This window comes from Leisingera sp. ANG1 (assembly GCF_000203975.2).
Classification (GTDB): Bacteria; Pseudomonadota; Alphaproteobacteria; order Rhodobacterales; family Rhodobacteraceae; genus Leisingera.
Genome location: NZ_AFCF02000003.1, coordinates 200,218 through 225,366 on the forward strand (window position 1 = coordinate 200,218; position 25,149 = coordinate 225,366).

Consider the following 25,149-nt stretch of genomic DNA (forward strand, 5'->3'; position numbering starts at 1 on the left):
CTCATTTCCCCTGTGATCCTGCCGGATCCTGTCGGGCAAACAAGGCCGACGCAATCTGGCACCGGCCCTATGCTCATTGTTCAGGCCTTTGTCAGCCCTTCCACCAGCGGCGCGGTTCTACGTTTTCGGGCTTCATGTCTTTGTCGACTTCGCGCGCGATGGTGTAGATTTCCTGGTAGGTGTCGATGCCGCCAGCCCATTTGTTCAGGCGGTCGCGCCACTGCTCCCACAGCTGCGGCTGGAACTCGGGCGAGCACATTTCCTCGGCCATGCGGATTTCGCTGTCTGGCAGGAAGGCCGGGCGGACGCCGTGTTCCGCAAACACCGTGCCCGGCAGCTGCGGGTCGGAGAAGCCGACGGTCTTCACCAGCGCCGCCTCGTTTGCAGCCTGCACATGGGCCTGTGCCCAATAGGCGCTCTCCATCACCGCGTCCTGCAGATAGCCCTCGAGGCCGTCGAAGACCTTCGCCGACATCGAGGTATGCTCGGTGCCGCAGAAGAACTTGAGATCGACGGACTGCGAGACCACTGGCGCCATGTTGGCATAGGCCACTGCGGAAGCCCAGGTTTCGGCGCCGTCGATCAGGCCCTGCTTCAGCCCGTCGAGGGTCTCTTCCCATGCCACTGGCACCGGGTTCAGGTTCAGGGCATTCATCGCAATCCGGCCCAGCTGGGTGCCGGTAACGCGGTTCTTGGTCCCGAACAGCTGCTCCAGCTTGGTGATGGTCGGCTGGTCCTTGTATTTCAAGCCCAGCTGGATGCCGCGCAGCTCGCAATGGCTGAACAGGAACTTCAGCCCGTGGCGCTTCTCCAGCGGGTCGCGCAGGATTTCCTGGCTCTTGGGGTGATAGAGGAAGTGGTACTGGGACGCGCGGCCGGGGAACATGAAGGCATAGTCCAGCACGTTCAGGTAAGGTGCGCCGCCGGCCGAATTCTGGGTCGAAGCGGCGTAGATGTCGACAATGCCCTGCTGGGTTTTCTCGACGCAGCTCAGCTGGCCGCAGATCTGGTTGTCGCCGATGAACTCGATCCGGATTTCGCCGTCGGTGCGGGCCTCAAGGTCACGGGCGAACTCCAGAGCACCGGCCCGCTCGATCAGCAGATTGCGCGCGTTGAAGCCGGAAGCGCCGAACTTCAGCGTGTGCTTGGCGGGCTTAGCGTAGCGCTTCTCATAGGTCGATTCCGCAGCCGAGGCGAGATTCGCCAGGCTCATCGCGCTGCCGAAACCACCTGCTGCCAGCAGCGTCGAGCTCATCCCGTAAGTGCCTGCAACGCGGAACAGATCCCGCCGCGAAATACGGCTCAGTTTGTTAGTAAGCCCCATAATTCTCCTCCCTAAGATCAATTATTGAGACGTTTCGTATCAAAAAAGCCTAGATTATTTCATGTGATCTGTATAGAAGTTTTTTCCACACAGGGCGGAGAGAAGGTCGTGGAAGCAGATTTCATTGTTATCGGAGCGGGGTCATCGGGGTGCGTCATCGCCAACCGGCTGAGCGCCAACCCAAGCAACAAGGTGGTGCTGCTGGAGGCAGGCGGGCGGGATATCAATCCCTGGATCCACATCCCTGTTGGCTACTTCAAGACGATCCACAACCCCTCGGTCGACTGGTGCTACAAGACCGAACCGGATCCGGGCCTGAACGGCCGTTCGATCGAATGGCCCCGCGGCAAAGTTCTAGGTGGCTCATCTTCTCTGAACGGGCTTCTGTATGTGCGCGGACAGCCGCAGGACTATGACCGCTGGCTACAGATGGGTAATGCCGGCTGGGGCTGGGAGGATGTCCTGCCGCTGTTCAAACGCTCCGAGAACAATGAGCGCGGCGAAGATGAATTCCATGGCACCGGCGGTCCGCTGTCGGTTTCCAACATGCGCATCCAGCGCCCCATAACGGATGCCTGGGTCGCGGCTGCGCAGGCGGCGGGATACCCGTTCAACCCGGATTACAACGGCGCCACCCAGGAGGGCGTCGGTTTCTTCCAGCTCACGTCCAAGAAAGGCCGCCGCTGCAGCGCCGCCGTGGCCTTCCTGAATCCGGTGAAGAAACGCGAGAACCTGCAGATCATCACCCGAGCGATGGTGCAGAAGGTCGACATCCAGGACGGCCGCGCCGTGGCGGTTCTGTACAAGGACAGGTCGGGGCAAATGCAGCGCATCACCGCGCGGCGCGAGATCGTACTGTCGGGCGGCGCCATCAACTCGCCCCAGATCCTGATGATGTCGGGCATCGGCGAGGCGGCACAGCTTGCCGAACACGGCATTGAGGTCAAAAAGGACCTCTATGGCGTCGGCAAAAACATGCAGGACCATTTGCAGGCGCGGCTGGTTTACAAATGCAATGAGCCGACGCTGAACGACGAGGTCCGCACCCTGTTCGGCCAGGCCAAGATAGGCCTGAAATATGCGCTATTCCGGGCCGGTCCGATGACAATGGCCGCGAGCTTGGCCACCGGATTCATGAAGACCCGCGACGACTTGGAGACCCCGGACGTCCAATTCCACGTGCAGCCGCTGTCGGCCGAGAACCCGGGCAAGGGGGCAGATCCCTTCTCGGCCTTCACCATGTCGGTCTGCCAGCTGCGCCCTGAAAGCAAAGGCGAGATCCGGATCGTGTCCGCCGATCCGAACACCTATCCCAAAATCATACCGAAATACTTGTCGGCCGAAACCGACTGCCAGACCATCGTGGCCGGGGTGAACATTGCCCGCAAGATCGCCCGCCACGCGCCGCTGACCTCGAAGATCTCTGAGGAGTTCCGCCCAAGTGCGGATCTGCCGATGAACGATTACGAGGCGACGCTGGACTGGGCACGCAGCAACACCGCGTCGATTTATCACCCCACCGGCACATGCAAGATGGGACAGGGCGGCGACGCGGTGGTTGATGCGGAACTCCGCGTGCATGGCATTCGGGGCCTGCGGGTGGCGGACTGCTCAATCATGCCGGAGATCGTGTCGGGCAACACCAACGCGCCCGCGATCATGATCGGGGAAAAGGCCAGTGAACTGATATTGCAGTAGTTTCGGTTCACCTAGAACCAAGAGTGCGACTTACCTTCCTGACGTCAACCCAAGGATGCACAAGGTTTTCCTCCAAACACAGCCTCAGCAACGTACAAGCGGCATTTGCAATCCTCTTAGACTGTCCGGTTCTGATTGAGGGGCTGATGGGAGAATAGAGAATGGGACTATTTCCTTGTGCTGCCGACCACAGTGAACCAGACGTGCGCTACAGCGATTCTGAGCTTTCAAGAAAATGCATGTAGCTGGAGGCGGATATGCTCGCAGAAAATTTATAGCAGCACCCAGTTCATCCACCGAATTGCTGTAAGCGTATTTCGAAGCTGGTGTCTGACGCCACAGAACAGAGCGTGGCACGGCTGACCCTCAAGTTCGCTCAGATACCAAATTCCCAGGCATCCGGAATGCCGCGGCCGACACGGTCATGGCGAATACACTCCCTTTCTTAGTTATGTCTGGTCGCTCAGGAACGAGCCAATAAAATAGTTTCCAACTGGAAGAACTGTAGGAAGCAGTATCTCCCCGACTGGCTTTGCACTGCTGACATGCGGGTGCCGGGCCCCGTTACCTTCACGAATTACAGCCAGTTAGGACCCATTGCCACTCCTTCCAAATTGCGACGCGAGGAAACCTTATCATCTGGCGGCGACGTTACCGTTTCAGATCCTATTCTGGTATTGGTCCGTCGTCGCGCTGTATCCAACTAGCAAGTCCTGCCTGACGCTTCTCTCAGCTGCTCTTCCCGGCCACGCGATCCGTGATCTCCTCAAGGATCCTGTTCCGCTGGATCTTACCGGATGGGCCTTTGGGGAGGTCGTCCAGAATGTGGACCTCGTCAGGAGACTTGAAATTACCGAGCTGGGACCGGCAGATTTCAATAAGCTCCAGCGTGGTAAGACTGGAGCCGTCGCGGATTTTCACCGCCGCTTCCACTGTTTCACCGTAGGTATTGCAGGGGCGTCCGTAGGCGGCGGCCTCAATCACGTCAGGATGAGAATAAAGCGCCTCGTCGATCTCGCGCGGGGCGATGTTTTCGCCGCCCTTGATGATCAGTTCCTTGAGCCGCCCAGTGACATAGACGTAGCCATCGCCGTCGATACGGCCCAGATCGCCGGTGCGCAGCCAGCCGTCTGGGGTGAAGGTCGCGGCCGTGGCTTCCGGGTTGTTCAGGTATTCCAGCATGACGTTGGGGCCGCGCACCGCCAGTTCGCCCTCGCTGCCATCACTGACGGGCTGCAGCCGGGCATCGAGGATTGTCACCTCGTTGCCGTAGGCAAAACCGGGCGAACCAATCTTGCGGATGCCCGGGGGCAGGGGGTTGGACAGGATCTGGGCCGCGGTCTCAGTCAGGCCCATGGTCTCGATGATCGGGACTCCAAAGCGATCCTCAAACGCGCGCTGAACGTCGGGAGCCAGTGCGGAAGAGGCGGAACGGCCGAAGCGCAGCCGCGCCTTAGTGCTGTCAACGGGGTCCAGATCCGAGTGCAGCAAATGCGAGATGATGGTGGGGACCACAGAGAACCAGGTGGCCTGCGACCAGCCGGCATGGGCCCAGAAGCGGCTGGCGGAAAAGCGTTCGCACATGGCCAGCGAGCCGCCAGAGGTCAGCGCGCCCATCACCGTCACGCAGAGCCCGTTGATATGGTAGATGGGCAGCACGCAGAGGCCGCGGTCCTGCGGTGTCAGCTCATGCGCCACGGCGGTGGTCCAGCCGCCCGCCAGCAGGCTGGCGTGCGTATGCACCACCCCCTTGGGCTGGCCGGTTGTGCCTGAGGTGTACATCAGCAAAGCGTGGTCACCGGCAGAAAGCGGGTGCAGCTCTGCCGGTGACCCGCCGGTTGCTGCCGCCTGGTCCAAAGGGGAGAGAAAGGGCAGGCTGGCAGTCTCTTGAAACAGGTCCGTTTGGCTGGGGTGGACAAAGGCAAAGCGAGCGCCGCTGTGCTGCAGGGCGTAAGACACCGCGCTGTTGCCGGCAACAAGGTTGATCATGGTGGCGCGGAAGCCGCCGTAGAGCACGCCGAAAAGGCATTCAAGCGCTTCGCGCCCGTTGGGGTGCAGGATGGCGATGCTTTCGCCCTTGGCGATTCCCTTGGCGGTCAGGTAGCGGGCGATTGCCTCTGCCGTCTTGCGCAGCTCCTGCCAGCTCAGATCTGGGCCGCCGTCCGGAAAGACAAAGCCGGTGCCGCCTTCTGCTGCGCGTGTGTCGAGCCAGTCACGGGTGGTTCCCTTGGGCGGTTCCATCATTGGCCCACCTCCGCCCAGTAGGTGGCAAAGATGTCGTCCAGCGCCGGTTCGCGGGCGGGAATCTCGCGTACAATCTTGGTGGACTGGACGAAGTGGCGCCAGTTGAGGTTGGTGTCGATGGAATTGCCGCCCCAGCTGCCGCAGCCCATCGACAGGGAGAACGGCATGCCATTGGTAAAGGCGCCGCCGGTGGCGAAAGTATGCGCCTGGTTGACGATCACCCGGCAGGTGGGCAGTTCGCGGCCAAGTTCGACGGCGCGCCCGTCCAGGGCGGTGTGGATGCCGATGGAGTGGCCGGCGCCCTGATGGGTGAGGATGCGGGTAGCGATGGCCTTGGCATCTGCGTAATCCGCGGCCCGGTAGACGGCGAGGATGCGGCTCAGCTTCTCTCCGGACAGCGGGTGATCCGGGCCGATGCCCCTGGTTTCCACCGCCAGGAATTTGGTGTCTGAGGGGACTTTGCCGGCCATGCCCAATGCGCCCAGCATCTTGCTGGCATCCTGGGCGATGACCGCGCGGTTCAGATGGCCGTCCGGCCAGAGTCTGGCGATGATGCCATCTGCCTCAGCCTCCGGCACCAGCGCGCCGCCTTCCTGGGCGAGCGCTGCAATGAACTGGTCATAGATGGAATCCACCACCACGACGGAATTTTCCGAGGAACAGGAGGTGGCGTTGTCGAAACACTTGGAAGCGGTGATCTTGGCCGCGGCATCGGCCAGATCCGCGGTTTCTTCCACGATCACGGTCACATTGCCGGCCCCCACGGCCACGGCAGGCGTGCCGCAGGACTGGGCGCGGTGGACGTTGTTCTGGCTGCCGGTGCAGATCACCCGGTCGGCGGCCTCCATCAACGCCTGGGTTTTGGCTTTGGAACCGGGTGCAGGGATCATCTGCACCAGATCAGGATTAAGGCCCAGCTTGGCAAACTCGGCGTGGATATAGGCCAGCAGCAACTCGCAGGAAGCGACGCCCTTGGGGGAGGGGGCCACGACGATGGCATTGCCGCCCTTCAGCGCGTTGATGATGTTGTTGGCAGGCGTCGCCGCCGGGTTGGTCGAGGGAACAACGGCGCCGATCACGCCGATGGGGCGCATGATCTCGGTGATGCCAGTTTCAGGGTCGTCGCTGATGATGCCATGGGTCTGGACGTCCGCGATGTCGCGCAGCAGTCCCAGCGTCTTGCGGTGGTTCTTGGTGATCTTGTCCGGCACATTGCCGAGGCCGGTGCTTTCCACCGCCAGCTCGGCCAGGGCGCGGTTGCGGGCGGGCTCCATGATGGCCCATCCGGCCGCCAGGGCAGCTTTGTCATAGAGAGCCTGGCTTCCCTTGGCTTCAAAGTCCTGTTGGGCGGTGCGGGCGCGCACCACGATCTGTTCCACCTCGGCGGCGCCGGAGGCGAGTGCGTCCTGAGCGTTCATGTCTTACCTCGATTTCTAGGCCGGGGCGCGCTGCGGCTGTGCGCGCCCCGGAGGAGTTCCGGCTGGGATCAGAGCCCTGCCAGAAGCTCTTTCAGTGTCTGTTCGCGGGCGGCCCACATCTCCTTGACCTCGTCGCGGGTCATGATGTGCATGGGTGAGCCGCCGGCCGCCATCTTCTTGGAGACCCGGTCATTGGCGAACATCGCAGGCACGGTTGCAGCGAGCTTGTCGATCACCTCTTGCGGCGTGCCCTTGGGCACCATCACGCCGCGGAAATTGACGGAGGAATTGTCGACCTCCAGACCTTGCTCTTGCATGGTGGGCACGTCGGGCAGGAAATCGGAGCGCTGCAGGTCGGCAACCCCCAGGATCCTGACGTTGCCGGCCTCCTGCGCACGGTAGGCATCCGACAGGTTGTTGATGCCGCCCATTACCTCACCGGCGATCACTGCCTTCATCGCAGCGGCACCGCCGCCCTTGGTCGGGATGTAGGCCATTTTCACGCCTGCGGCCTTTTCGATCTGCAGCGCCGCGATGTGGTGGCCAACAAACAGGCCGGCGCCGGAAAAGGTCAGCTTGCCCGGGTTTTCCGTGGCATAGGCAACCACATCCGCCATCGAATTGAAGGGACTGTCAGCACCGACCACAAAGACCGCCGGGTCTGCGCCCCAGTTGGCGATGGGTTCAAAGCTGTCTGCGGAATAGGACACGCCGCCCTTGATCGACTGCGCAATGAAGTGTGGCACGTTGTAGGCCGCGAGCGTGTAGCCGTCGGCATCGGCCTGGGTCGCAAACCAGTTCCAGCCGACACGGCCGCCCGCGCCGGGCTTGTTGATGATGGCGATGGGCATTCCCAGCGCATCCTCGTTGCCGGCGGTCATGGTGACGATCCGGGCCTGAAAATCAGTTGCCCCGCCGGCCCCGTAGGAGACCATCATCATGATCGGGCGTTCCGGGTACTCTTCGGCCATGGCAGCGCCTGCCAGGCCCATCAGCGCGATGGCAGCGCCTGCAATCAGTTTCTTCATTTTCTTCTCCTCCCTATTGGTTTCTGACCGCGTTCCCGCGGTCAGAACAGAATTTCCCGCGGCGTGTAGACACTCAGCAGTTTTGCAAAGAGGCCGTACATCACCGCCACGAAGACGGCGGTGACCAGCATGCGTTTTACCCAGGTTTTGCCTTCGGAATGCGGCGCCGGGTCGTAGAGCGACAGCAGGATGAAAAATCCGATGGCGGTGGCGGTGTAGAACCCCAGCGCCTTGGCTGCCCAAAAGACATAGATCAGCATCACCGCCAGACCCGGAACCATGTTCAGGAACATCGTCCGGGACACGCCGGAGCCGACCTTGCTGAGGCCGAGGGCAGCCTTGCCGAAGGTCCAGCCCGCCAGCACCACAAAGACGGATGCGATCAGGCGCGGAAACAGGAAGGCCTCGGCAGGCTGCTGGGTGTAACTGACCCAGGCGACCCAGATGCCGACGGCAAAGACCAGACCGGAGCCAAGGATGTGCTGAGACCGGTTCATGCTTGCGCCTCCTCTTTGGTGGTGTAGCGGCGGCTGCGCAGTTCCATCCAGGCCGAGTAGGCGATGGAGGCGACGACCACGGCGATCAGTAAGATGTTCAGCCCGCCCGACAGGAAGTAACTGGCCTTGCCGACGGTGGCGTCCGCGATCATGCCGCCTTGGATGAAGTTCGCCTCAGCGATTGGACCAAGGATCAGGCCCAGCACCAGCGGCGCGGCGGAAAAGCCGAAACGTTCCAGAAAGTACATGCCGATGCCGAGGCAGGCCATCACGTAGACGTCGCCCATCGAGCTTTGCACCGAGTAGGCGCCGAAGGCGGAGAGGGCGAGCACGATGGCGGCCATCACCGATTGCGGCACCTGGGCAACGCGGGCGGCGAGGCCCGCCACATAGAGACCGAACAGGCACATCAGGACCTGGCCGACCAGCATCGAGTTGATGAAGGTCCAGGCCACATCCGGGTGATTGTCGAACAGATCAGAGCCGGGGAAAATGCCGTGGATCAGCAACCCGCCCAGCAGCACCGCGGCGGTAGGGCTGCCGGGGATCGACAACGTCAAGAGTGGTACCAGCGACGGGCCGACCATGGCGTTGTTGGCGGCCTCTGCGGCGATCACGCCTTCGCTGTGGCCCTTGCCGAACTTCTCCTTCTCGGAGGAGAACTTCTTGGTCTGGTCATAGGCCACCAGCCCGGCGATCTGGCCGCCGACGCCGGGTATCAGCCCGATGATGGAGCCGGTGATGGTGCCGATGCTAAGGGCGCGCGGGCGGCGCAGCAGTTCGCGGGTGGCGTCAAGCACGGAATGCTTCTGCACCTCGATCACCTCGGCGCCGTCCGCACGGCGGCCCTTGGCGAACATGGTAAGCACCTGCGGGATGGCAAAGAGGCCGATCAGCGCCGCGATGATGTTGATACCGCCGCCAAGCGACGGATGGAAGATGAACCGCTGGGCGCCCATGATGTCGTCGAACCCGATGGTGGCCAGCCACAAGCCGATGCAGCCCGAGAGCAGCCCCTTGACCACGGAGGCCGAGTCCAGCGAGCCGATCACCGTGACGCCCAGGATCGCCAGCCAGAACAGATGCGAGGGGCCGAAGGCCAGCGCCCACTGGGCTAGCAGCGGGGTCAGGAAGATCAGCAGCAGCACGCCGAAGATGCCGCCGACGGCGGAGGCCAGGAACGACAGCTGCAGCGCCTTGGCGCCCTGGCCCTGCTTGGCCATCTTGTGGCCGTCCAGCGTGGTGGCGATGTTTGCGGGTGCGCCGGGGATCTTCAGAAGGATCGCGCTGACTGCGCCGCCGGCCACGGTGGAGGTATAGGCGGCGCCCAGCAGAATCAGGCCCTGAACGGCCTCCAGATGGAAGGTGAAGGGGATCAGCAGCGCCACCGCCATTGTCGGCGAAAGCCCCGGTGTTGCCCCCAGGATAAGCCCGCCGATTGTGCCGCCCAGCAGCAGCAGGAATGACAGCGGCGAGAACACATCTCCGAAGTAAAATATGAAGTCCATTCGGGGCCTCCCAACCCGGCTGATCGCGCTTTTACTTTTGTTGACAAAACAGGTTAGGCTATGAAAATAGTATTGCAAACGTTTTCATAAATCTTGCCGGGGGGAGGGGAGATTATGGCGCCGAAACAGAAGGGTAACGTGGATATCGTTGCGGTGGCAAAGGCTGCAAAAGTGTCGCCCTCAACGGTGTCGCGCACCTTCAATCACCCCGATCTGGTAAGCCCGGCGACTCGCAAGAAGATCACCCGTGCGGTGCAGAAACTGGGATATGTCAGAAACCGCGCGGCGCAGATGATGCACGGCAAGCGGTCGGGCACCATCGGGCTGGTGGTGCCGACCATCAACCACGCGATCTTTGCCGAGGTGATCCAGGCGTTCTCGGATGCGATCGACCGGGCCGGCTTTACCCTGCTTCTGGCCTCGCACGGCTATGATCTGGAGCGGGAATACGAGATGGTGCGCAAGCTGATGGAGCACCGGGTGGATGGTGTGGCGCTGATCGGGCTGGAGCATTCCGAAGCAACCTCGCGGCTGATTGCGCAGCAGGAAACGCCGGCAATGGCGATTTGGAATTATGCAGAGGATGCCGAGCTGCCCTGCGTCGGCGCCGACAACAAACTGGCCGGGCGGATGGCCGCAGAGCACTTGGTAGCCCTGGGGCACAGGGACATCGGCCTAATCTTTCCCGACACCCGCGGCAACGACCGGGCACGGCACCGGCTGGAGGCGGTTCTGGAAACACTTGAAGCCGCTGGCGTGGCGGTGCCGGAGGGGCGCAAGTCGGAAGCGCCATACAGTGTTTCGCAGGCCAAGCAGGCGGCCCTTGCGCTGTTGTCGGCACCGTCCCGACCGAGCGCGCTGCTATGCGGCAATGACGTGATTGCCCAGGGCGCGCTTTATGCAGCGCAGCGCTGTGGGCTGCGGGTGCCGGAGCAGCTGTCGGTCATCGGCATCGGCGATTTCAAAGGATCCGCCGAAGTCGAACCGGGGCTGACAACGGTTCGCATCCCTGCTGGCACCATCGGGACGCTCGCCGGCGAGCAGTTCACAGCCTTCATAACCTCTGAAACGCCGGAGCCTTTCAGAATCTGCTGTAAACTGGAGCACGTTTTACGCGGAACAACCGGTGCTGTTTAAAACCAACAGCGCCAGTTGGACAAGCCCGCACTGCCACAAGCAACAGCTTTTCATACAGAAGCCTGCTGCATTTGAACCGGAAAACCTGATCTTCAGGACCTGATGGAGTAAGCGCTCCGAAAAAATGGGGGATTACCCATCCAGCTGACCTATGATGGCCCGTCACCGAAGACTTCCTCCAAGGCACCAAAAATCTTGCCGAGAGCATGGCCCAGAACCTAGTTGTTGTCCGGAATATCTGGACCCAAGAGGCCGGTACCGAACACTTTGGCTCCACCTATCTGATCAAAGCCCTAGAGCACCTGGAAGCCTACAAGGCCATGCATATTCCGCACCTGGCCTCGATCGGCATCGAAATCGTCAGCGACCACGTATTTGATGTGAGGGAATGACCCAGCCAATTCAACCGCACCCCGTTTCAGACTGTTTTTTTAAAGGCTCTATTAATTAAACGTCCTCTCCTGTCAGCATCAGAAGAGGCACTCTCCAGCTTCGATAGCAGGTTACAGCTGAAGAAGTTTTTGGACAGTCAAGAAAGCCGCACCCGGCGGAAGCCAGATACGGTTTTTCAGGTCATCGTTTGCCTGCGACAATCCGGTCGAGGATCAGGGCGCAGAACAGGATCGCTAGGCCCGCCAGGATGCCTTGGCCGGCGGCGGCATATTGCAGCGCTTCCAGCACGTCCTCTCCCAGCCCCTTGGCGCCGATCAGCGAGGCCACGACCACCATCGCCAGTGACAAGAGGATGGTCTGGTTGACGCCGGCCATGATCGTCTTGCGCGCTAGCGGCAGGTCCACCCGCCACAGGAGGTAACGCGGGGTGGCGCCGAAGGCGAGCGCGGCCTCACGCACGGTTTCCGGCACCTGCTGCAGGCCCAGCACGGTGAAGCGGATCACCGGCGGGCTGCCGAAGATCATGGTGGCGACCACGCCCGCGGGCTTGCCGGAGCCGATGAAGGCTACCACCGGGATCAGGTAGACGAAGGAGGGCATCGACTGCATGAAGTCCAAGACCGGGCGCACCACCGCAAAAACCTTGGGGCGGCGGGCGCAGTAGATGCCGAGCGGGATACCCAGGGTGATCGAGATCAGCGCTGCGGCTCCCAGCAGGGCAATGGTGGTCATCGCCTTTTCCCAGAAGTCCAAGAGGCCCAGGTAGGCCAGCGCCGCGCCGGTGAAGATCGCCACCCGGGCGCCTGCCGACAGGTAGGCCAGCATCACAATGACCAGCGCCACCACCGGCCAGGGGGTATCGACCAGCACCACCTCGATCCAGTCCAGAAGCGTGCGCATGCCGGCGGTCAGCCCGTCAAAGAAACCGCGCCCGGAGGTCTTGGTCCAGTCGAACGCCGCCTGCACCCCGTCGCCGACGTTCAGCCGCCAGTCGCGGTTGGTGGGGAAGGCGTTCAGCAGCGAGAAGGCATCGGGCATCGCGAATTTCAGCGCCGACAGCACAACCACGGCGGCGGCCAGCACGGAGGAGACGATTAGCCGCGGCAGTGACCAGCCGCTGGCGACGCGGCGGTCGGAGCGCCAGCGGGCAAACTGCCCCTCCAGCGTCCAGTTCGCCAGCGACGCCGCCAGGAACTTGACCGCCAGCAACAGCGCCGCGCCGGCGATCAGGTAGATGGTGCCGCTGGCATTGGCGGCTGCCGCGGCCTGCTGTGCGCCGGTCAACGCCGCCTCCAGCGACTCTGCCGCGCGTTTCAGGGACTCGAGCGAGGACGCGCCCGAGGCCTCGGCTGCAGCGATCTGCTGGTGCCGCAGGTCCAGCGTCTGGGCAATCTGTTCCGCGCGCAGGCGGGAGTCCCGGCCGAGGTCACCGAACAGCCCCATCGCGATCTGGATATAGGCCAGCGTTTCCAGCAGCAGAAAGCCCAGGAACCAGGACCACAGGCCCCGGGCGCCGAACCAGACTGGCCCCAGCAGCGCGGCGGCGCGGTTCAGGGTGAAGCGGTAACCGGGCGCCTCCATCATGTAGGAGAAAACGCGCTGGTAATAGGCCTGCGACTGACCGGTGAATTCCGCCACCAGCGCATTCAGGCGTCCGGCGGTCTCCGGTTTGATCTGTGATTGGTCGATGTGTTGCATCACCCTTCTCCTCACGCCTGGCTGTCCTGAATGGCGCGGATCAGGCCCGCGCGGTTGATCACCCCGACGGTGGTGCCATCATCCGCCACTTTGACGATGCCGTGGCCGTCCACTGCCAGTTCCATCAGGTCGCTTAGGTCCATGTCGGGCCGCGCCTCCCTGGCGTCGGCGGGCAGGGCGCCGTGGGTGGCTTCGAACTCCGCCACTGGCTTCATCACCGAATGGGCGAAGATCATGTTGAGCTTGGAGATGCCAGCCACGAAATCCGCCACGTAGTCATCAGCCGGGTTGAGGATGATCTCCTCCGGCGTGCCGATCTGCACGATGCGGCCGTCCTTCATGATGGCGATGCGGTGGCCGATGCGGATCGCCTCGTCCAGGTCATGGGTGATGAACATGGTGGTCTTGCCCAGCTTGCGGGAAAGCTCCATGAACTGGTCCTGCAGCTGCTTGCGGATCAGCGGATCCAGCGCTGAAAACGGCTCGTCCATCAGCAGGATCTCGGGGTCGGAGGCGATGGCGCGGGCCAGCCCGACGCGCTGCTGCATGCCGCCCGACAGCTCATGGGCGTATTTGTCCTCCCAGCCCGAAAGCTCCACCAGTTCCAGCACCCGGTCGGCTTCCTCCCAGCGGCGGGCCTTGCCGGTGCCGCGGATTTCCAGCGGCATCGCCACGTTGTCGCGCACCGTGCGGTGCGGCATCAGGCCGAAGTTCTGGAACACCATGGCAACCCGGCGGTTGCGCAGGTCGCGCAGGCCTTCGGCGTTCAGCCCCATCACATCGTCGCCGTTGATGTAGATATGGCCGTCGGTCGGCTCCAAGAGCCGGTTCACATGGCGCACAAGCGTCGATTTGCCGGAGCCAGACAGGCCCATCACGCAGAACAGCTCGCCGCGTTCGATCTGGAAGCTGGCATCGGCGACGCCGACCACGCAGTTGAACCGCTCCAGCACCTGCGGCTTGGTCAGCCGTTCGGCGTGAATGGCCTTCAGCGCCTCGGCGGAGCGTGCGCCGAAGATCTTCCAGACGCCGCGTGCGTCGATTGCAATGTCCTTTTCCATCCGGACCCCCGTCTAACTTAATGAAGGTGCCCCGGCGGCAGGCCGCCGCCGGAGCGCGCGTGTGGGAGGGCGTGTTATTTCAGGCCAAGCCAGGTATCGACGGTACCGCCATTGTCGGCGATCCAGTCTGCAACAACCGCGTCGATCTCATTGCCTTTGACCACCACCTCGTAGGTGAGTTCGGACAGGGCTTCGGCGCTCATGTCGATGCTGGACAGGAAGGAGGCAGCGGCCGGGTTGCGGTCCTTCAAGGAGCTGGAATAGGCCACGGTCACGGTCTTGACCGGCTCGCCGGTGGAGATGTGCGAGTTGTTGTACCAATCGGCATCCTGATCCGGCTGCACCATCTTGTAGGTGGCTGCGTCATGCTCCGGCTCTTCCAGGATGGTCACGTCATAGAGCGCGTGCACATAGTGCGGCGCGTAGCAGTAGAAGGCGGCGCCTTTCTCCTGGTCGACCAGATCCTTGAGGCGGGAGTAGAACACGGTTTCGTCTTCGGTGGTCGGGGTCAGGAAGGTTTCGATGCCGTAGTCGCGCACCCGCACCTTGAAGGTGTTGGTCGAGGCCCAGCCGGAGGCGCCGACCCAGACCTCGCCCATGCCGTCACCGTCGCTGTCAAACAGCGCCTGTGCTTCGGGAGTGGCAAGGTCGAAGATCGATTTGATGTTGTGTTTCTCCACCATGTAGTTGGGCACACAGATGCCTGCGCGGCCCTCGTAGCTGCCAGAAGAGAGGGCCACGGAGCCTTTCTGATCGACATATTCATCGGTGAAGGAGGCCTGGTTCGGCAGCCAGACATCCGGGTGCACGTCGATATCGCCGCGGCCGCCGTCCATCGAGGCGAAGATCACCGCGTTGGCGCCGGGGGCATAGCCGGCCTCGCTGCCGAGGCGGCTTTCGATCACCTGGCCGATGATCCGGCTCATGATCTTGGCGCCGGGCCAGCTGGGCTCACCCACCATGACTTTCTCCTGTGCCGTGGCACTAGTGGCCGCAGCTGCGCCCAGGGCGGTAACGGCGGTGACGAAGATGATATTTTTCATCGTTTTCTCTCTCCTGTTGGTGTTTGTTTCAAGCGCCTCAGGCGCGCGCCCGCTTGCGCTGCGGGTCTATGAAAGGAATATCCGTGACGGTGGCACCGAGGCGTTTCATCCGGCCGTCGAGCTGGCCGATTTCCAGCCGGGTGCCGTTTTCCGCGTGCTCGACACCCAGCCGGGCGATGGCGATGGCGTGTTCCAGAGAGGGTGAGCGGGTAGCGGAGGTGACGGAGCCGACCTGCCGTTCGCCGGCATAGACCGGGCTGCCGTGCAGCGGCACGTCATTGCAGCCCAGCAGCAGGCCCTTGAGCAGCCGGCGCGGCTCGCGCGCGTTGCGCTCCAGCGCCGCCTTGCCGGTGAAATCGGCTTTGGTCAGGTCGACGGCAAAACCGAGGCCTGCCTCAAACGCATCCACGCCCGGTGCGAATTCGGCGTTGGCGGCGGCCAGCCCGGCCTCAATGCGGATGACCTCCAACGCGGCGGAGCCCATCGGGGTGATCCCGAATTCCCCGCCTGCCTCCATCACCGCGTCCCAGATTTCCAGCGCATGCGCCTGGGAGCAGAAGATCTCATAGCCCAGCTCGCCGGTGTAGCCGGAACGGGACAGCATGAAGGGCGCACCCTCGCGGTCGTGCAGCCGCGCCACGGTGACGCCGAACCATTTGAGCTGGTCCAGCTGCGGCACATGCGGCTGGGTGAAGGCGATCTTGCGTAGGAGGTCGCGCGACCTGGGGCCTTGGATCGCCAGGTTCGGCATCGCGCCGCGCATGTCGTGGATGCGGACCTGCAGGCCCATCTGCTGCGCCAGCGTCTCCAGCACCCGGCCGCTTTCCTCGGAGCCGCAGCACCAGCGGAACAGGTCGGGGGCGAGCCGGAACAGGGTGCCGTCGTCGATCACCGTTCCAGCCTGGTCGCACATCAGCGTATAGGAGCCGCGCCACACCGCCAGTTTGGCGACGTTGCGGGTCGTGGCCTGCTGCAGCAGCACTTCGGCGTCGGGGCCGGCGATGTCGTATTTGCGCAGCCCGCTCATGTCCTGCAGCGTCACTGCATTGCGGCAGGCCCAGTATTCGCCTGTGGTGCCATGCGACGGGAAACTCACCGGCGCCCAGAGATCACGCGCGGGGGCAAAATGCTGGGTCAGCGGCTCCAGCCGCTCGTGAAAGGCGGAATTCTGGCTGATCGACATCGGGGCGTCTTCCTTCTCGCGGTAGGCAACAGCGCGGCGCAGAGGTGTTTCGGGGCGGTAGATGCGGACGTGCACGTCCGTCGGGTTCCAGCCGTTAATCGGGTCAATGTCGTCCGGGCAGGCGGTTGAGACGCAGACCAGGTCTTCCAGCGCTCGCATCGCCACGTAGTCGCCGGGACGGGAGTGGGATTCCTCGGTCAGGATGTGGTGCGAATTGGGATCGACCCAGGTGTTCCAGAAGAAATTGATCGCAGGCCAGGCCGCGCGCGGCGCCACGCCGTAAGGCGCCAGCGCGCGGGACATGTTGTCAGAGCAGTTCACATGGCCGGGGAAGCCGCGCTCCTCGTACCCGCGCGCGGTGCAGGCGAGGCCGAATGTGTCATGGCGGCCGCAGGTGTCCTGGATCACGTTCAGCATCGGGTGCATGCCGGGATCGAAGAACTTGTCCAGCAATCCCGGCCCCGGGTAGGCGCGGCGCACCATCGAGCGGGTGGCGGTGCTGTCAATCATCAGCTCCTCGCCGCGCTCCAGCCCGGTGGCGCGGAAGGCGGTGAAGTCAGAACACTGCTGCCCCTCCACGTCGATGATCTGGATGATCTCGCCTTTCTTCACCTCGTAGGCGCAGCCGGTGCCGCGGCTGACGGTGAATTCGTCGCGGGTGTCGCCCAGCAGTGGCGGCAGTAGCGGAGCGGAGCCCGGTCCGGGCTGCCAAGTGATCTCCAACCCGCCTGAAACGGTGCCGTGCACCAGGTCGTGCGGCAGTGCGGTGCGGAAGATCCAGACCGTGGCCCTGGCCGCGGCTTTCAGGATCAGCGGCTCCTCCGCGGCGGTGAGGGTGCAGGCGGGGATTGCGTCGGCGCTGTCGCCGCCGCGGGCGTTGATCCAGCCCAGAAGCGCGCCGGGATCGCATTCCGCCAGGTGCAGCGTGCCATCTGCGTTCAGCCCCAGCGCATGCAAAGCCGGGCAGCCCCCGGCGCCAAAGGCAGCGATCTGGCATCCCGACCCGGTCAGCGACAGCAGATTCCCCGGCCGCATCTCCTGCATCAGGCCTTGGCGGGGGGCGAGGCGGTGCGTCACGCCTTCGCGGGGCTTGGGGAAGCCGGGGAAGGAGCGGGCGGGGGTACTGAACCCCATGTTGTCGAAGTCGCGCAGGACTGCGTAGCGGGTCATTTTCATGCCGAATCTGGTTATGTAACTGGTTACATGGTTGATGAAACCAGTTACATGTGTCAAGAATTTCATTAAGGACGAACCGGAACCGGCAAAGGAAGGCAGGCGGAATGCAGCGGAGCACCAACCGGAAACGCGCCAATTTGCGGGATGTTGCGGCGGCGGCGGGCGTCTCAGTCGCCACCGTTTCCCGCGTCATGAACGCACCGGAAACCGTGGCCGAGGCGACCCGGAAGCGGGTGGAAGAGGCGATGAATAGCCTGCACTGGGTGCCGAGCGCTGCCGCCCGCGCGATCAATACCGGGCGCACACGGTTTGTCGGGGCGCTTGTGCCGACGCTGGACAACGCCATCTTTGCCCGGGTGCTGGCCAGCATGGAAAGCCGACTGGCGGCGCACCGGCTGTCGCTGGTGGTGGCGACAACCGACAATGACCCTGCCCAGGAGGCGGAGAAAGCCAAGGGACTGGTCGATATCGGCGCGGAGGGGCTGATCGTGTCCGGTATTACCCACGCGCCGCAGTTCTACAGCCTGATCGAACGCTGTCAGCTGGCGACGGTTTCCACATCGTTCTATGATCCGGGCTACCGTCTGCCCACTATCGGATATGATAACGCAGCAGCGGCCCGTACCGCTCTCACCCATCTGACGGATCTGGGCCACCGCCGGATCGCGGTGGTGCATGGACCAAGTTCCAGCAACGACCGGACGCGATCGCGCATTGCCGGGCTCGAGGGTCACAGCCCGAAGCCTGACCTGAGTTTCCATGAAGTCCCTTTGTCCATTGCTGGCGGCTGCGAAGCGGGCCGCGGCATCCTGCAGGCGGAGGAGCAGCCAAGCGCTGTTCTGTGCCTGTCGGACGTGCTGGCGTCGGGCGTGCTGTTTGAGCTTCAGCGCGAGGGTGTGGCTGTACCACAGGAAAAATCGGTGATGGGGCTCGACGACTTGGCCGCGTCAGCCCATTTGTTTCCCGCGCTGACCACCGTCCACTTGCCGGTGTCGCGGATGGGCACAGCGGCGGCAGACGCAATAGCCTCATGGGTAGAAACCCAACAGGCGCCCACGCCCAGCTTGTTGAAATCAAAACTGGTGGTCAGGGATTCGACAGCGTTCTTATCGGCAGCTGCCAAGCCTGGCACTGGCAATAGGGATGGTTCAGATTCGGATGGGCAATCCATTCCGGGCACTGCCTGAAACCGCTGCAAGTAAACGGTGTCCGTTCCCGCATCTCCTTCCCCTTAGACAGCCATTTCATTGGCCACGCATGCTATTTGCGTTGGGTTCTCTACTTTGCACCATGTCCCCTTGCACGCCGCAGATGTCCGACGGTGCGGTCGAATTTTGGCCGATTGCCTGCCCGGCATCTGGCAAAATGATAAGCATGCCGAAAACGCGGCAAGTGAGGGCTTAAACAAAATCTGTGATAACTGCGGGGGATCCGCTATGTTTTTAGTATCAGCCCTAGGCAGAATCCTGAATTGGCACCAGGCTGCCGGCAACCGGATTTTGCTTTTTGATGGGATACCGCAGAACGCAGTCAGAGCCGCAGATCACTCCTGCAGATGCTATCAAAGCACTTGAGAAGCAGCTGGCGCAGGAAAAGGCACGGTTTGCCGCCACCGCCGCAATCCTAAAGGTCATCGGACAGTCGCGGGAAGACATTCAGCCGGTTTTCGACATCATTGTAAAAAGCGCCACCGAGTTGTGCGGCGCACGGTTCTGCATGCTGTGGCGCTGCAGCGACGGCATGATCCACTACTGCGCAAGCCACGGCTTCACGCAGGCGTTCATGGACGGTTACCTGGCCAATTATCCGGCACCGCCAGCTGCCGGTTCCATTTCCGGGCCGGCTATCCGAACGGGCCGCACGGTTCATCTGACCGATGCCCAGGCGCCGGACTATTACGATCACAAGACCGCGCGTCAGTTCGGCTACAAGGAGATGGCCGCTATTCCGGTCAAGGCTGGGCCAGGCATATGGGGCGTTCTTGTTCTGGGGTGGCCAACAGGAAAGGCTGCTCTGGCAACTGACATCAGCTTGCTGGAAACCTTTGCCGAACAGGCCAGCATCGCCATCAGCAATGCGCGGCTATTCAGAGACACTAAGGAAGCGCTGACGCATCAAACCGCGACATCTGAGGTGCTGGGTGTGATCTCCCGCTCGCCCAATGAGATCCGGCCGGTGCTTGACGTCATTCTGAAAGTAGCCTCTGACATCTGCAAACCGCAGACGGCCTATGCGACACTGCTGGATCCCGACGGCAAATACAGGATCGCAGCGGCGCATGGCATGACGCCGGAATTCCGCGGGTTCCTTGCGGAGCAGGCGTTTGAGCCAGAGGCCGGCAGTTGCACGGGGAGAACGGCGCTGCTGCAGAAAACAGTGTATATCAGGGACACCGAAGCCGACGCGGAGTTCAAATGGAAAGCCGCCGCCAAGCAGGGAAATTTCCGGTCGGCGCTGGGGGTGCCGCTGATCAAGGAAGGTGTCGTGGCGGGTGTCATAACCCTTGGCCACGAACAGACCGGAGCTTTCACGGAGAAGCAAATCAGCCTTTTAGAAACCTTTGCGGCGCAGGCGGTGATAGCGATCAGCAACACGCAGCTGTTCGAGGAAGTACAAATGCGCACGGCTGAGCTGAGCGAAGCGCTAGAGTATCAGACCGCGACATCGGAAGTGCTGAGTGTGATCTCACGGTCGCCGAGCGAACTGGAGCCAGTGCTGGACTCTATCCTCCAGGTGGCCTCCCGGCTGTGCGATCCTGAATATGCGTTTTTTGCAATGCTGGACGCAACAGACGGGCTGTACAGGATCAGCCGGTCCCACAACGTACGGCCTCGGTTTCTTCGCTATCTTGAAGACAACCCGATTGCACCGGGGGAAGGCAGCTGTATCGGCCGGACGGCTTTGACTGCCAGGACAGTGTATATTGCGGATACGCTAAATGACGACAGCTACACTTGGAAGGAAGCGGCGGGAATTGGCAATTTCAGAAGCACGCTGGGGGTGCCTCTGATCAAGGACGGTGTGGTCCTCGGGGTGATCGTGATGGCGCACAGCCAGCAGCGGGCCTTTTCCAAAAAACAACTGGGCCTGTTGGAGACCTTTGCCTCTCAAGCGGTAATTGCAATCAGTAACACCCGGCTATTCGAAGAGGTGCGGGCGCGCACCGCAGAGCTGAGCGAGGCGCTAGAGTATCAGACCGCGACATCAGAAGTGCTCAGCGTTATCTCGCGTTCGCCGAATGAGCTGGAGCCGGTTCTTGAAGCGGTGCTCAAAGTCGCTGTGCGGATTTGCAGCCCTGAGGTGGCCTATGTGGCGCTGCTGAACGAAGAGAGCGGCGCCTATGACGTGGCCGTCACCCACAATGCGAATGACATCTTTGAGGAGATTCTGGCTCAGCAGGAATTCGTGCCGGGGATGGCGACGACAACCGGCAGGGCCGCATTGACAGGCCGAACAATCTACATACCCGACATCGAGGCCGATCCTGACTACGGCTGGCGGGAGCAGGCGCGCAAGGGCGGCTTCCTGTCCAGCCTCGGTGTGCCGCTGATCAAGAACGGCAAAACCATCGGCGTGATCACACTGGCCCATGTCCGCAGGAATGCCTTCAGCACCAAGCAGATCGCCCTGTTTGAAACCTTTGCGGCGCAGGCAGTGATTGCGTTGAGCAATGCGCGGCTGTTCACGGACTTGCAGAATGCGCTGGTCCGCCAAACTGCCAGCGCCGATATCCTGCGAGTGATCAGCAGTGCGCAGGAGGATGCAAAACCGGTTTTTCTGGCGATCGCAGCGGCAGGGGTGCGGCTGCTAGACTGCGACGGGGCCGCAGTGCTGATCCGGAATGGGGATCATTTCTCCCCGGCCGCGGGAATGCGCAGAGACGGGCCGATGGACACTTTGAATCCCGATCCGGTGCTGATTGACCCCAAGCTCAATTTTCCTAGCCAGGTCTTTGTGACTGGAAAGATGGTGCATGTTCCGGACTTCGCCGAAACGGACCTGCCCCCGCATGAAGTCGCAACGGTGGAAAAATTCGGCCTGCAGTCCTGCCTGTACCTGCCGTTGCTCCGCGACGGCGATTGCGTCGGGGTGCTGGCGTTTTCGCGTGCGGACAGCAAACGCGCCTTCACCGGCGAGCAGGTCCGGCTGGCAGAGAGCTTCTGCGACCAGGCGGTCATCGCCATTCAGAATACGCGCATGTTCAACGAGACCCAGTCGGCCCTGGCGCGCCAGACGGCCAGTGCTGATGTGCTGCGGGTGATCAGCAAATCACCGACCGACACCAAGCCGGTGTTCGACGAGATCGTGCGCCTGGCGATCTCATTGATTTCCTGCGATCTGGCGATTGTGACCGAATGCGATGGCAAGGCGTTCTGGCAGACTGCGGTCGCAACGCCTGCCGGTGTGGAAACTGAAATCAGCCAGACCCGGCATCCCGTCGACCCAGCACAGAACTTTCCGTCGCAGTCCTATACAGGCAAGAAGATCCTGCACATTCCCGACTGGTCAAAGGTGGAGCTTCCCCCGATGGACTGGCGGATCTATCACGCCAGCGGCTTCCGCTCCTCCTTGATGCTGCCCTTGCTGCGGGACGGGGTGTGCATCGGCGGCCTGGGATTCATCCGCAAGGCAGCGCGGGCGTTCTCCCGGGATGAAATTGCAATGGCAGAATCCTTTGCCGACCAGGCGGTGATCGCCATCGGCAACGTCCGCCTGTTCCAGGAGGTGCAGGAGGCCCGCGCCGCGGCAGAGAAAGCGAATGAGGCCAAAAGCGCGTTCCTGGCCACGATGAGCCACGAAATCCGCACCCCGATGAACGCGGTGATCGGCATGAGCGGGCTGCTGATGGACACCGAACTGAACGTTGAGCAGGCCGACTATGCCCGCACCATCCGCGACAGCGGCGACGCGCTGCTGGGGATCATCAACGAAATCCTCGATTTTTCCAAGATCGAGGCGGGCCAGATGGCCATCGAGGCGCACCCTTTCGATCTGCGCGACTGCATCGAAACCTCCTTGGACCTGATCAGCGGGCGAGCTGCGAAAAAGCAGCTGGATGTTGCCTATGTCATGGACGACAGCGTGCCGCCTGCCATCAGCGCCGACCTGACCCGGCTGCGGCAGATTCTGCTCAACCTCCTGTCCAACGCGGTTAAGTTCACCGACACCGGCGAGGTGGTGCTGTCGGTAACGTCGGACCCGCCTGCAGATGGCCGGGTAAAGCTGCATTTCGATGTCCGCGATACCGGCATCGGCCTTTCCGCGGAGGGGATGAGCCGCCTGTTCCAGTCCTTCAGCCAGGCGGATTCCTCAACCACGCGCAAATACGGCGGCACCGGGCTGGGGCTGGCGATTTCGAAACGGCTGGCAGAACTGATGGGCGGCACGATGCAGGCGGCCAGCGAGGGGCCGGGCAGGGGATCGGTGTTCAGCTTCACCATCCTGGTGGAACCGGCAGGGATGCCGAAACCGGCGGCCCGCAGCTTGCTGGGCCAACAGCCGGAATTGGCTGGCAAGCGCATCCTGATGGTGGATGACAACGAAACCAACCGGAGAATCCTGACGGCGCAGACCCGCAAATGGGGGACGCAGACAACCGCCGTGGCCTCAGCCGGTGCGGCGCTGGAGGTGCTGGCGAAGGATGCTGAATTCGACCTGGCGATCCTGGACATGCACATGCCCGGAATGGACGGGGTGGCACTGGCGCGCCGGATCAGGGCGACGAACAAGGACCTGCCGCTGGTGCTGTTCAGTAGCCTTGGGGATCGCGGCACCGGTGCGGAAGAGGGGCTGTTTGCGGCCTGTCTGGCCAAGCCGCTGCGCCAGTCGCAACTGTTCGATACGCTGGCCGGGCTGTTTGCGCCGTCGGCTGTGCCTGCGGCAAGGGCCGGCACGGGCGGCAAACCGGCAGCCGATCCGGAAATGGCCGCGCGCCACCCGCTGCGGATCCTGCTGGCAGAGGACAATCTGGTTAACCAGAAGCTGGCGGTCCGGCTGCTGGAGCAGATGGGCTACCGCGCCGACCTTGCCAGCAACGGGATCGAGGCGCTGGAAAGCGTGGCACGCCAGGTCTACGATGTGGTGCTGATGGATGTGCAGATGCCTGAAATGGACGGGCTGGAAGCCTCGCGGCGGATCACCGGCGCATATCCGCAGGACGGCAGGCCCGCGATCATCGCGATGACCGCAAATGCGATGCAAGGCGACCGGGAGATGTGCCTCGAAGCGGGTATGGACGGCTACATTGCTAAACCCATCCGCGTCGAACGGCTGATCGAGGCGCTGGAAGGCATTCAACCGCGCGGAAAGGAGACGCCATGAGCGCCAGCCCCCTGGACCCCGCTGTCTTTGCAGAGCTGCAGGCCGCCACCGGCGCGGATTTCGCGGCAGAACTGGCCGCCACCTTTCTGGAAGAGGCGCCGGGCATGATCGCACAGCTGAAACAGGCGGCGGCGGCCGGCGATGGCGACGCTTTCCGCCGCGCCGCGCATTCGCTCAAGTCCAACGCAAACACCTTCGGCGCCACTGCGCTTGCGGCACTGGCACGGCAGATGGAACTGTCCGGGCTTGGCGGCCCGGCACCGGATCTTGCCGCGCTGGATAGGGTATACACCCGCGCGGATGCCGCGCTGCGGGGGCTGCTGGATGGCTGAGGCGCTGGGGCATGTGCTGATTGTGGACGACAACAAGGTCAACCGGCTGCTGCTGGCGCGCAATGTCGAGCTGCTGGGGCACCGCTCCGAGGCCGCGGAAAACGGCAAGGTCGCGATGGAGCGGCTCAGGGCCGAAACCTTTGACCTGATCCTGCTGGACATTGAAATGCCCGAGATGGACGGCTTCGAAGTGCTGGCGGCAATCAAGGCGGCACCGGATCTGCGCGATATGCCAGTGATTGTCACCTCTTCGCTGGAAGGGCTGGAAAATATCGTGCGCTGCATCGAATTGGGCGCGGAAGACTACCTCCCAAAACCCGTGAACCAGGTTCTGCTGGGCGCCCGGCTCAGCTCGAGCCTGGAAAAGAAGCGCCTGCGGGATGAGCAAAAGCGGCTGCTGGACCGGTTTGCAACCCACGAGGTGGCGCTGGACCTGCAGAACTCCGGTTTTTCCATTGGGGGCAAGCGGCTCACCGCATCGGTCCTGTTCTGCGACATACGCGATTTCACGGCTTTGTCCGAAGATCTGCCGCCGGAGGCCACCATCGAGCTGCTGAACACCTATTACACGCTGATGTTCGACGCCGTCAGCAGCAACGGCGGCATCGTGAACCTGATGATTGGCGACGGGCTGATGGCGCTTTTCGGCGCGCCGCAGCCTCTGGCAAACCCGGCGCAAAGCGCGGTGGCAGCGGCCGGGGAAATGTTCGGCATGATCACGGTTCTGAACCAGGAGCAGCGCGCGGCGGGCGCGCCGGAAATCCGGCTGGGGGCCGGCATTGCCACCGGCGAAGTGGTGGCGGGTTATGCCGGCACGGACGACCGGGCCGCCTACACATGCGTTGGGAAAACCGTCAATCTGGCGGCCCGTCTGGAGGCGCATACCAAGATTGCCTGCCGCAGAATACTGATTGACGAGCAAACCCGGAACGGCCTGCCGGACTCCGCCAAAGCTGAGAAGATTGAGCAAGTGGAGTTCAAGGGGTTCTCAGAAGCGCTGGATATTTTCGCTCTTTGACCCAGTTGCAAGTCGCCGAGTCCGCTGGGCCGCCGAATTTGAAAAAGGCCTGATCAAGGACAGAACTATG

At 62.6% G+C, this 25,149-nt stretch carries 16 protein-coding genes and 1 pseudogene; 7 read left to right on the forward strand and 10 right to left on the reverse strand.

The window, feature by feature from the left end:
• Positions 1 to 91 precede the first annotated feature (91 nt).
• On the reverse strand, positions 92 to 1,324 hold the full coding sequence (locus GC1_RS07110) for a TRAP transporter substrate-binding protein (RefSeq protein ID WP_019296370.1): 1,233 nt from the start codon (positions 1,322 to 1,324) through the stop codon (positions 92 to 94).
• Between the two features lie 108 nt (positions 1,325 to 1,432).
• Between GC1_RS07110 and GC1_RS07115 the strand changes: the two genes are divergently transcribed.
• Entirely contained in the window at positions 1,433 to 3,022 is a 1,590-nt protein-coding gene (locus GC1_RS07115) for a GMC family oxidoreductase (RefSeq protein WP_019296371.1), read from the forward strand.
• 729 nt (positions 3,023 to 3,751) lie between these two features.
• On the opposite strand, the gene GC1_RS07120 is transcribed toward GC1_RS07115, so the two are convergent.
• The 5 genes from GC1_RS07120 to GC1_RS07140 all read right to left on the reverse strand — a co-directional run bounded on the left by GC1_RS07120 (position 3,752) and on the right by GC1_RS07140 (position 9,717).
• On the reverse strand, positions 3,752 to 5,266 hold the full coding sequence (locus GC1_RS07120) for a class I adenylate-forming enzyme family protein (RefSeq protein WP_019296372.1): 1,515 nt from the start codon (positions 5,264 to 5,266) through the stop codon (positions 3,752 to 3,754).
• Positions 5,263 to 6,684 carry an acylating sulfoacetaldehyde dehydrogenase gene (gene sauS / locus GC1_RS07125; RefSeq protein ID WP_019296373.1) on the reverse strand — a complete coding sequence of 474 codons (1,422 nt, stop codon included), beginning with the start codon at positions 6,682 to 6,684 and terminating at the stop codon, positions 5,263 to 5,265. The genes GC1_RS07120 and sauS overlap by 4 nt, the downstream gene beginning before the upstream one ends.
• Positions 6,685 to 6,752: 68 nt before the next feature.
• The gene (locus GC1_RS07130; RefSeq protein ID WP_019296374.1) at positions 6,753 to 7,712 is read right to left on the reverse strand and encodes a Bug family tripartite tricarboxylate transporter substrate binding protein; all 960 of its coding nucleotides are present in this window, start codon (positions 7,710 to 7,712) and stop codon (positions 6,753 to 6,755) included.
• A 41-nt stretch (positions 7,713 to 7,753) separates the two neighbouring features.
• A complete protein-coding gene (locus tag GC1_RS07135) occupies positions 7,754 to 8,209 on the reverse strand; it encodes a tripartite tricarboxylate transporter TctB family protein (RefSeq protein ID WP_019296375.1) in 456 nt (151 codons plus the stop codon).
• The gene (locus tag GC1_RS07140; protein WP_019296376.1) at positions 8,206 to 9,717 is read right to left on the reverse strand and encodes a tripartite tricarboxylate transporter permease; all 1,512 of its coding nucleotides are present in this window, start codon (positions 9,715 to 9,717) and stop codon (positions 8,206 to 8,208) included. Before GC1_RS07140 ends, GC1_RS07135 begins: the two co-directional genes overlap by 4 nt.
• A gap of 114 nt (positions 9,718 to 9,831) precedes the next feature.
• Here GC1_RS07140 and GC1_RS07145 point away from each other — a divergent pair, with 114 nt between their 5' ends.
• Positions 9,832 to 10,854, forward strand: a complete 1,023-nt coding sequence (locus GC1_RS07145; RefSeq protein ID WP_019296377.1) for a LacI family DNA-binding transcriptional regulator — start codon at positions 9,832 to 9,834, stop codon at positions 10,852 to 10,854.
• Positions 10,855 to 11,024: 170 nt separating this feature from the next.
• Positions 11,025 to 11,246: pseudogene (locus tag GC1_RS07150) on the forward strand (YdhR family protein); the annotation flags it as partial.
• A 181-nt stretch (positions 11,247 to 11,427) separates the two neighbouring features.
• On the opposite strand, the gene GC1_RS07155 reads toward GC1_RS07150, so the two are convergent.
• The 4 genes from GC1_RS07155 to GC1_RS07170 all read right to left on the reverse strand — a co-directional run bounded on the left by GC1_RS07155 (position 11,428) and on the right by GC1_RS07170 (position 17,402).
• Positions 11,428 to 12,945 (reverse strand): ABC transporter permease, encoded by a 1,518-nt coding sequence (locus tag GC1_RS07155; protein WP_019296379.1) that lies wholly within the window; start codon positions 12,943 to 12,945, stop codon positions 11,428 to 11,430.
• 11 nt (positions 12,946 to 12,956) lie between these two features.
• Positions 12,957 to 14,006, reverse strand: a complete 1,050-nt coding sequence (locus tag GC1_RS07160) for a quaternary amine ABC transporter ATP-binding protein (protein ID WP_019296380.1) — start codon at positions 14,004 to 14,006, stop codon at positions 12,957 to 12,959.
• Between the two features lie 74 nt (positions 14,007 to 14,080).
• Positions 14,081 to 15,049 (reverse strand): ABC transporter substrate-binding protein, encoded by a 969-nt coding sequence (locus tag GC1_RS07165; protein WP_019296381.1) that lies wholly within the window; start codon positions 15,047 to 15,049, stop codon positions 14,081 to 14,083.
• A gap of 37 nt (positions 15,050 to 15,086) precedes the next feature.
• Entirely contained in the window at positions 15,087 to 17,402 is a 2,316-nt protein-coding gene (locus tag GC1_RS07170) for a DUF1989 domain-containing protein (RefSeq protein WP_152612446.1), read from the reverse strand.
• A gap of 110 nt (positions 17,403 to 17,512) precedes the next feature.
• On the opposite strand from GC1_RS07170, the gene GC1_RS07175 reads away from it, so the two are divergent.
• From GC1_RS07175 to GC1_RS07190, 4 genes are all read left to right on the forward strand, one after another.
• Positions 17,513 to 18,595 carry a substrate-binding domain-containing protein gene (locus tag GC1_RS07175; protein ID WP_019296383.1) on the forward strand — a complete coding sequence of 361 codons (1,083 nt, stop codon included), beginning with the start codon at positions 17,513 to 17,515 and terminating at the stop codon, positions 18,593 to 18,595.
• Positions 18,596 to 18,917: 322 nt separating this feature from the next.
• A complete protein-coding gene (locus GC1_RS21880; protein ID WP_019296384.1) occupies positions 18,918 to 23,729 on the forward strand; it encodes a GAF domain-containing protein in 4,812 nt (1,603 codons plus the stop codon).
• Positions 23,726 to 24,061, forward strand: a complete 336-nt coding sequence (locus GC1_RS07185) for an Hpt domain-containing protein (RefSeq protein WP_019296385.1) — start codon at positions 23,726 to 23,728, stop codon at positions 24,059 to 24,061. The genes GC1_RS21880 and GC1_RS07185 overlap by 4 nt, the downstream gene beginning before the upstream one ends.
• Positions 24,054 to 25,079 (forward strand): adenylate/guanylate cyclase domain-containing protein, encoded by a 1,026-nt coding sequence (locus tag GC1_RS07190; RefSeq protein WP_019296386.1) that lies wholly within the window; start codon positions 24,054 to 24,056, stop codon positions 25,077 to 25,079. Before GC1_RS07185 ends, GC1_RS07190 begins: the two co-directional genes overlap by 8 nt.
• Positions 25,080 to 25,149: the final 70 nt, after the last annotated feature.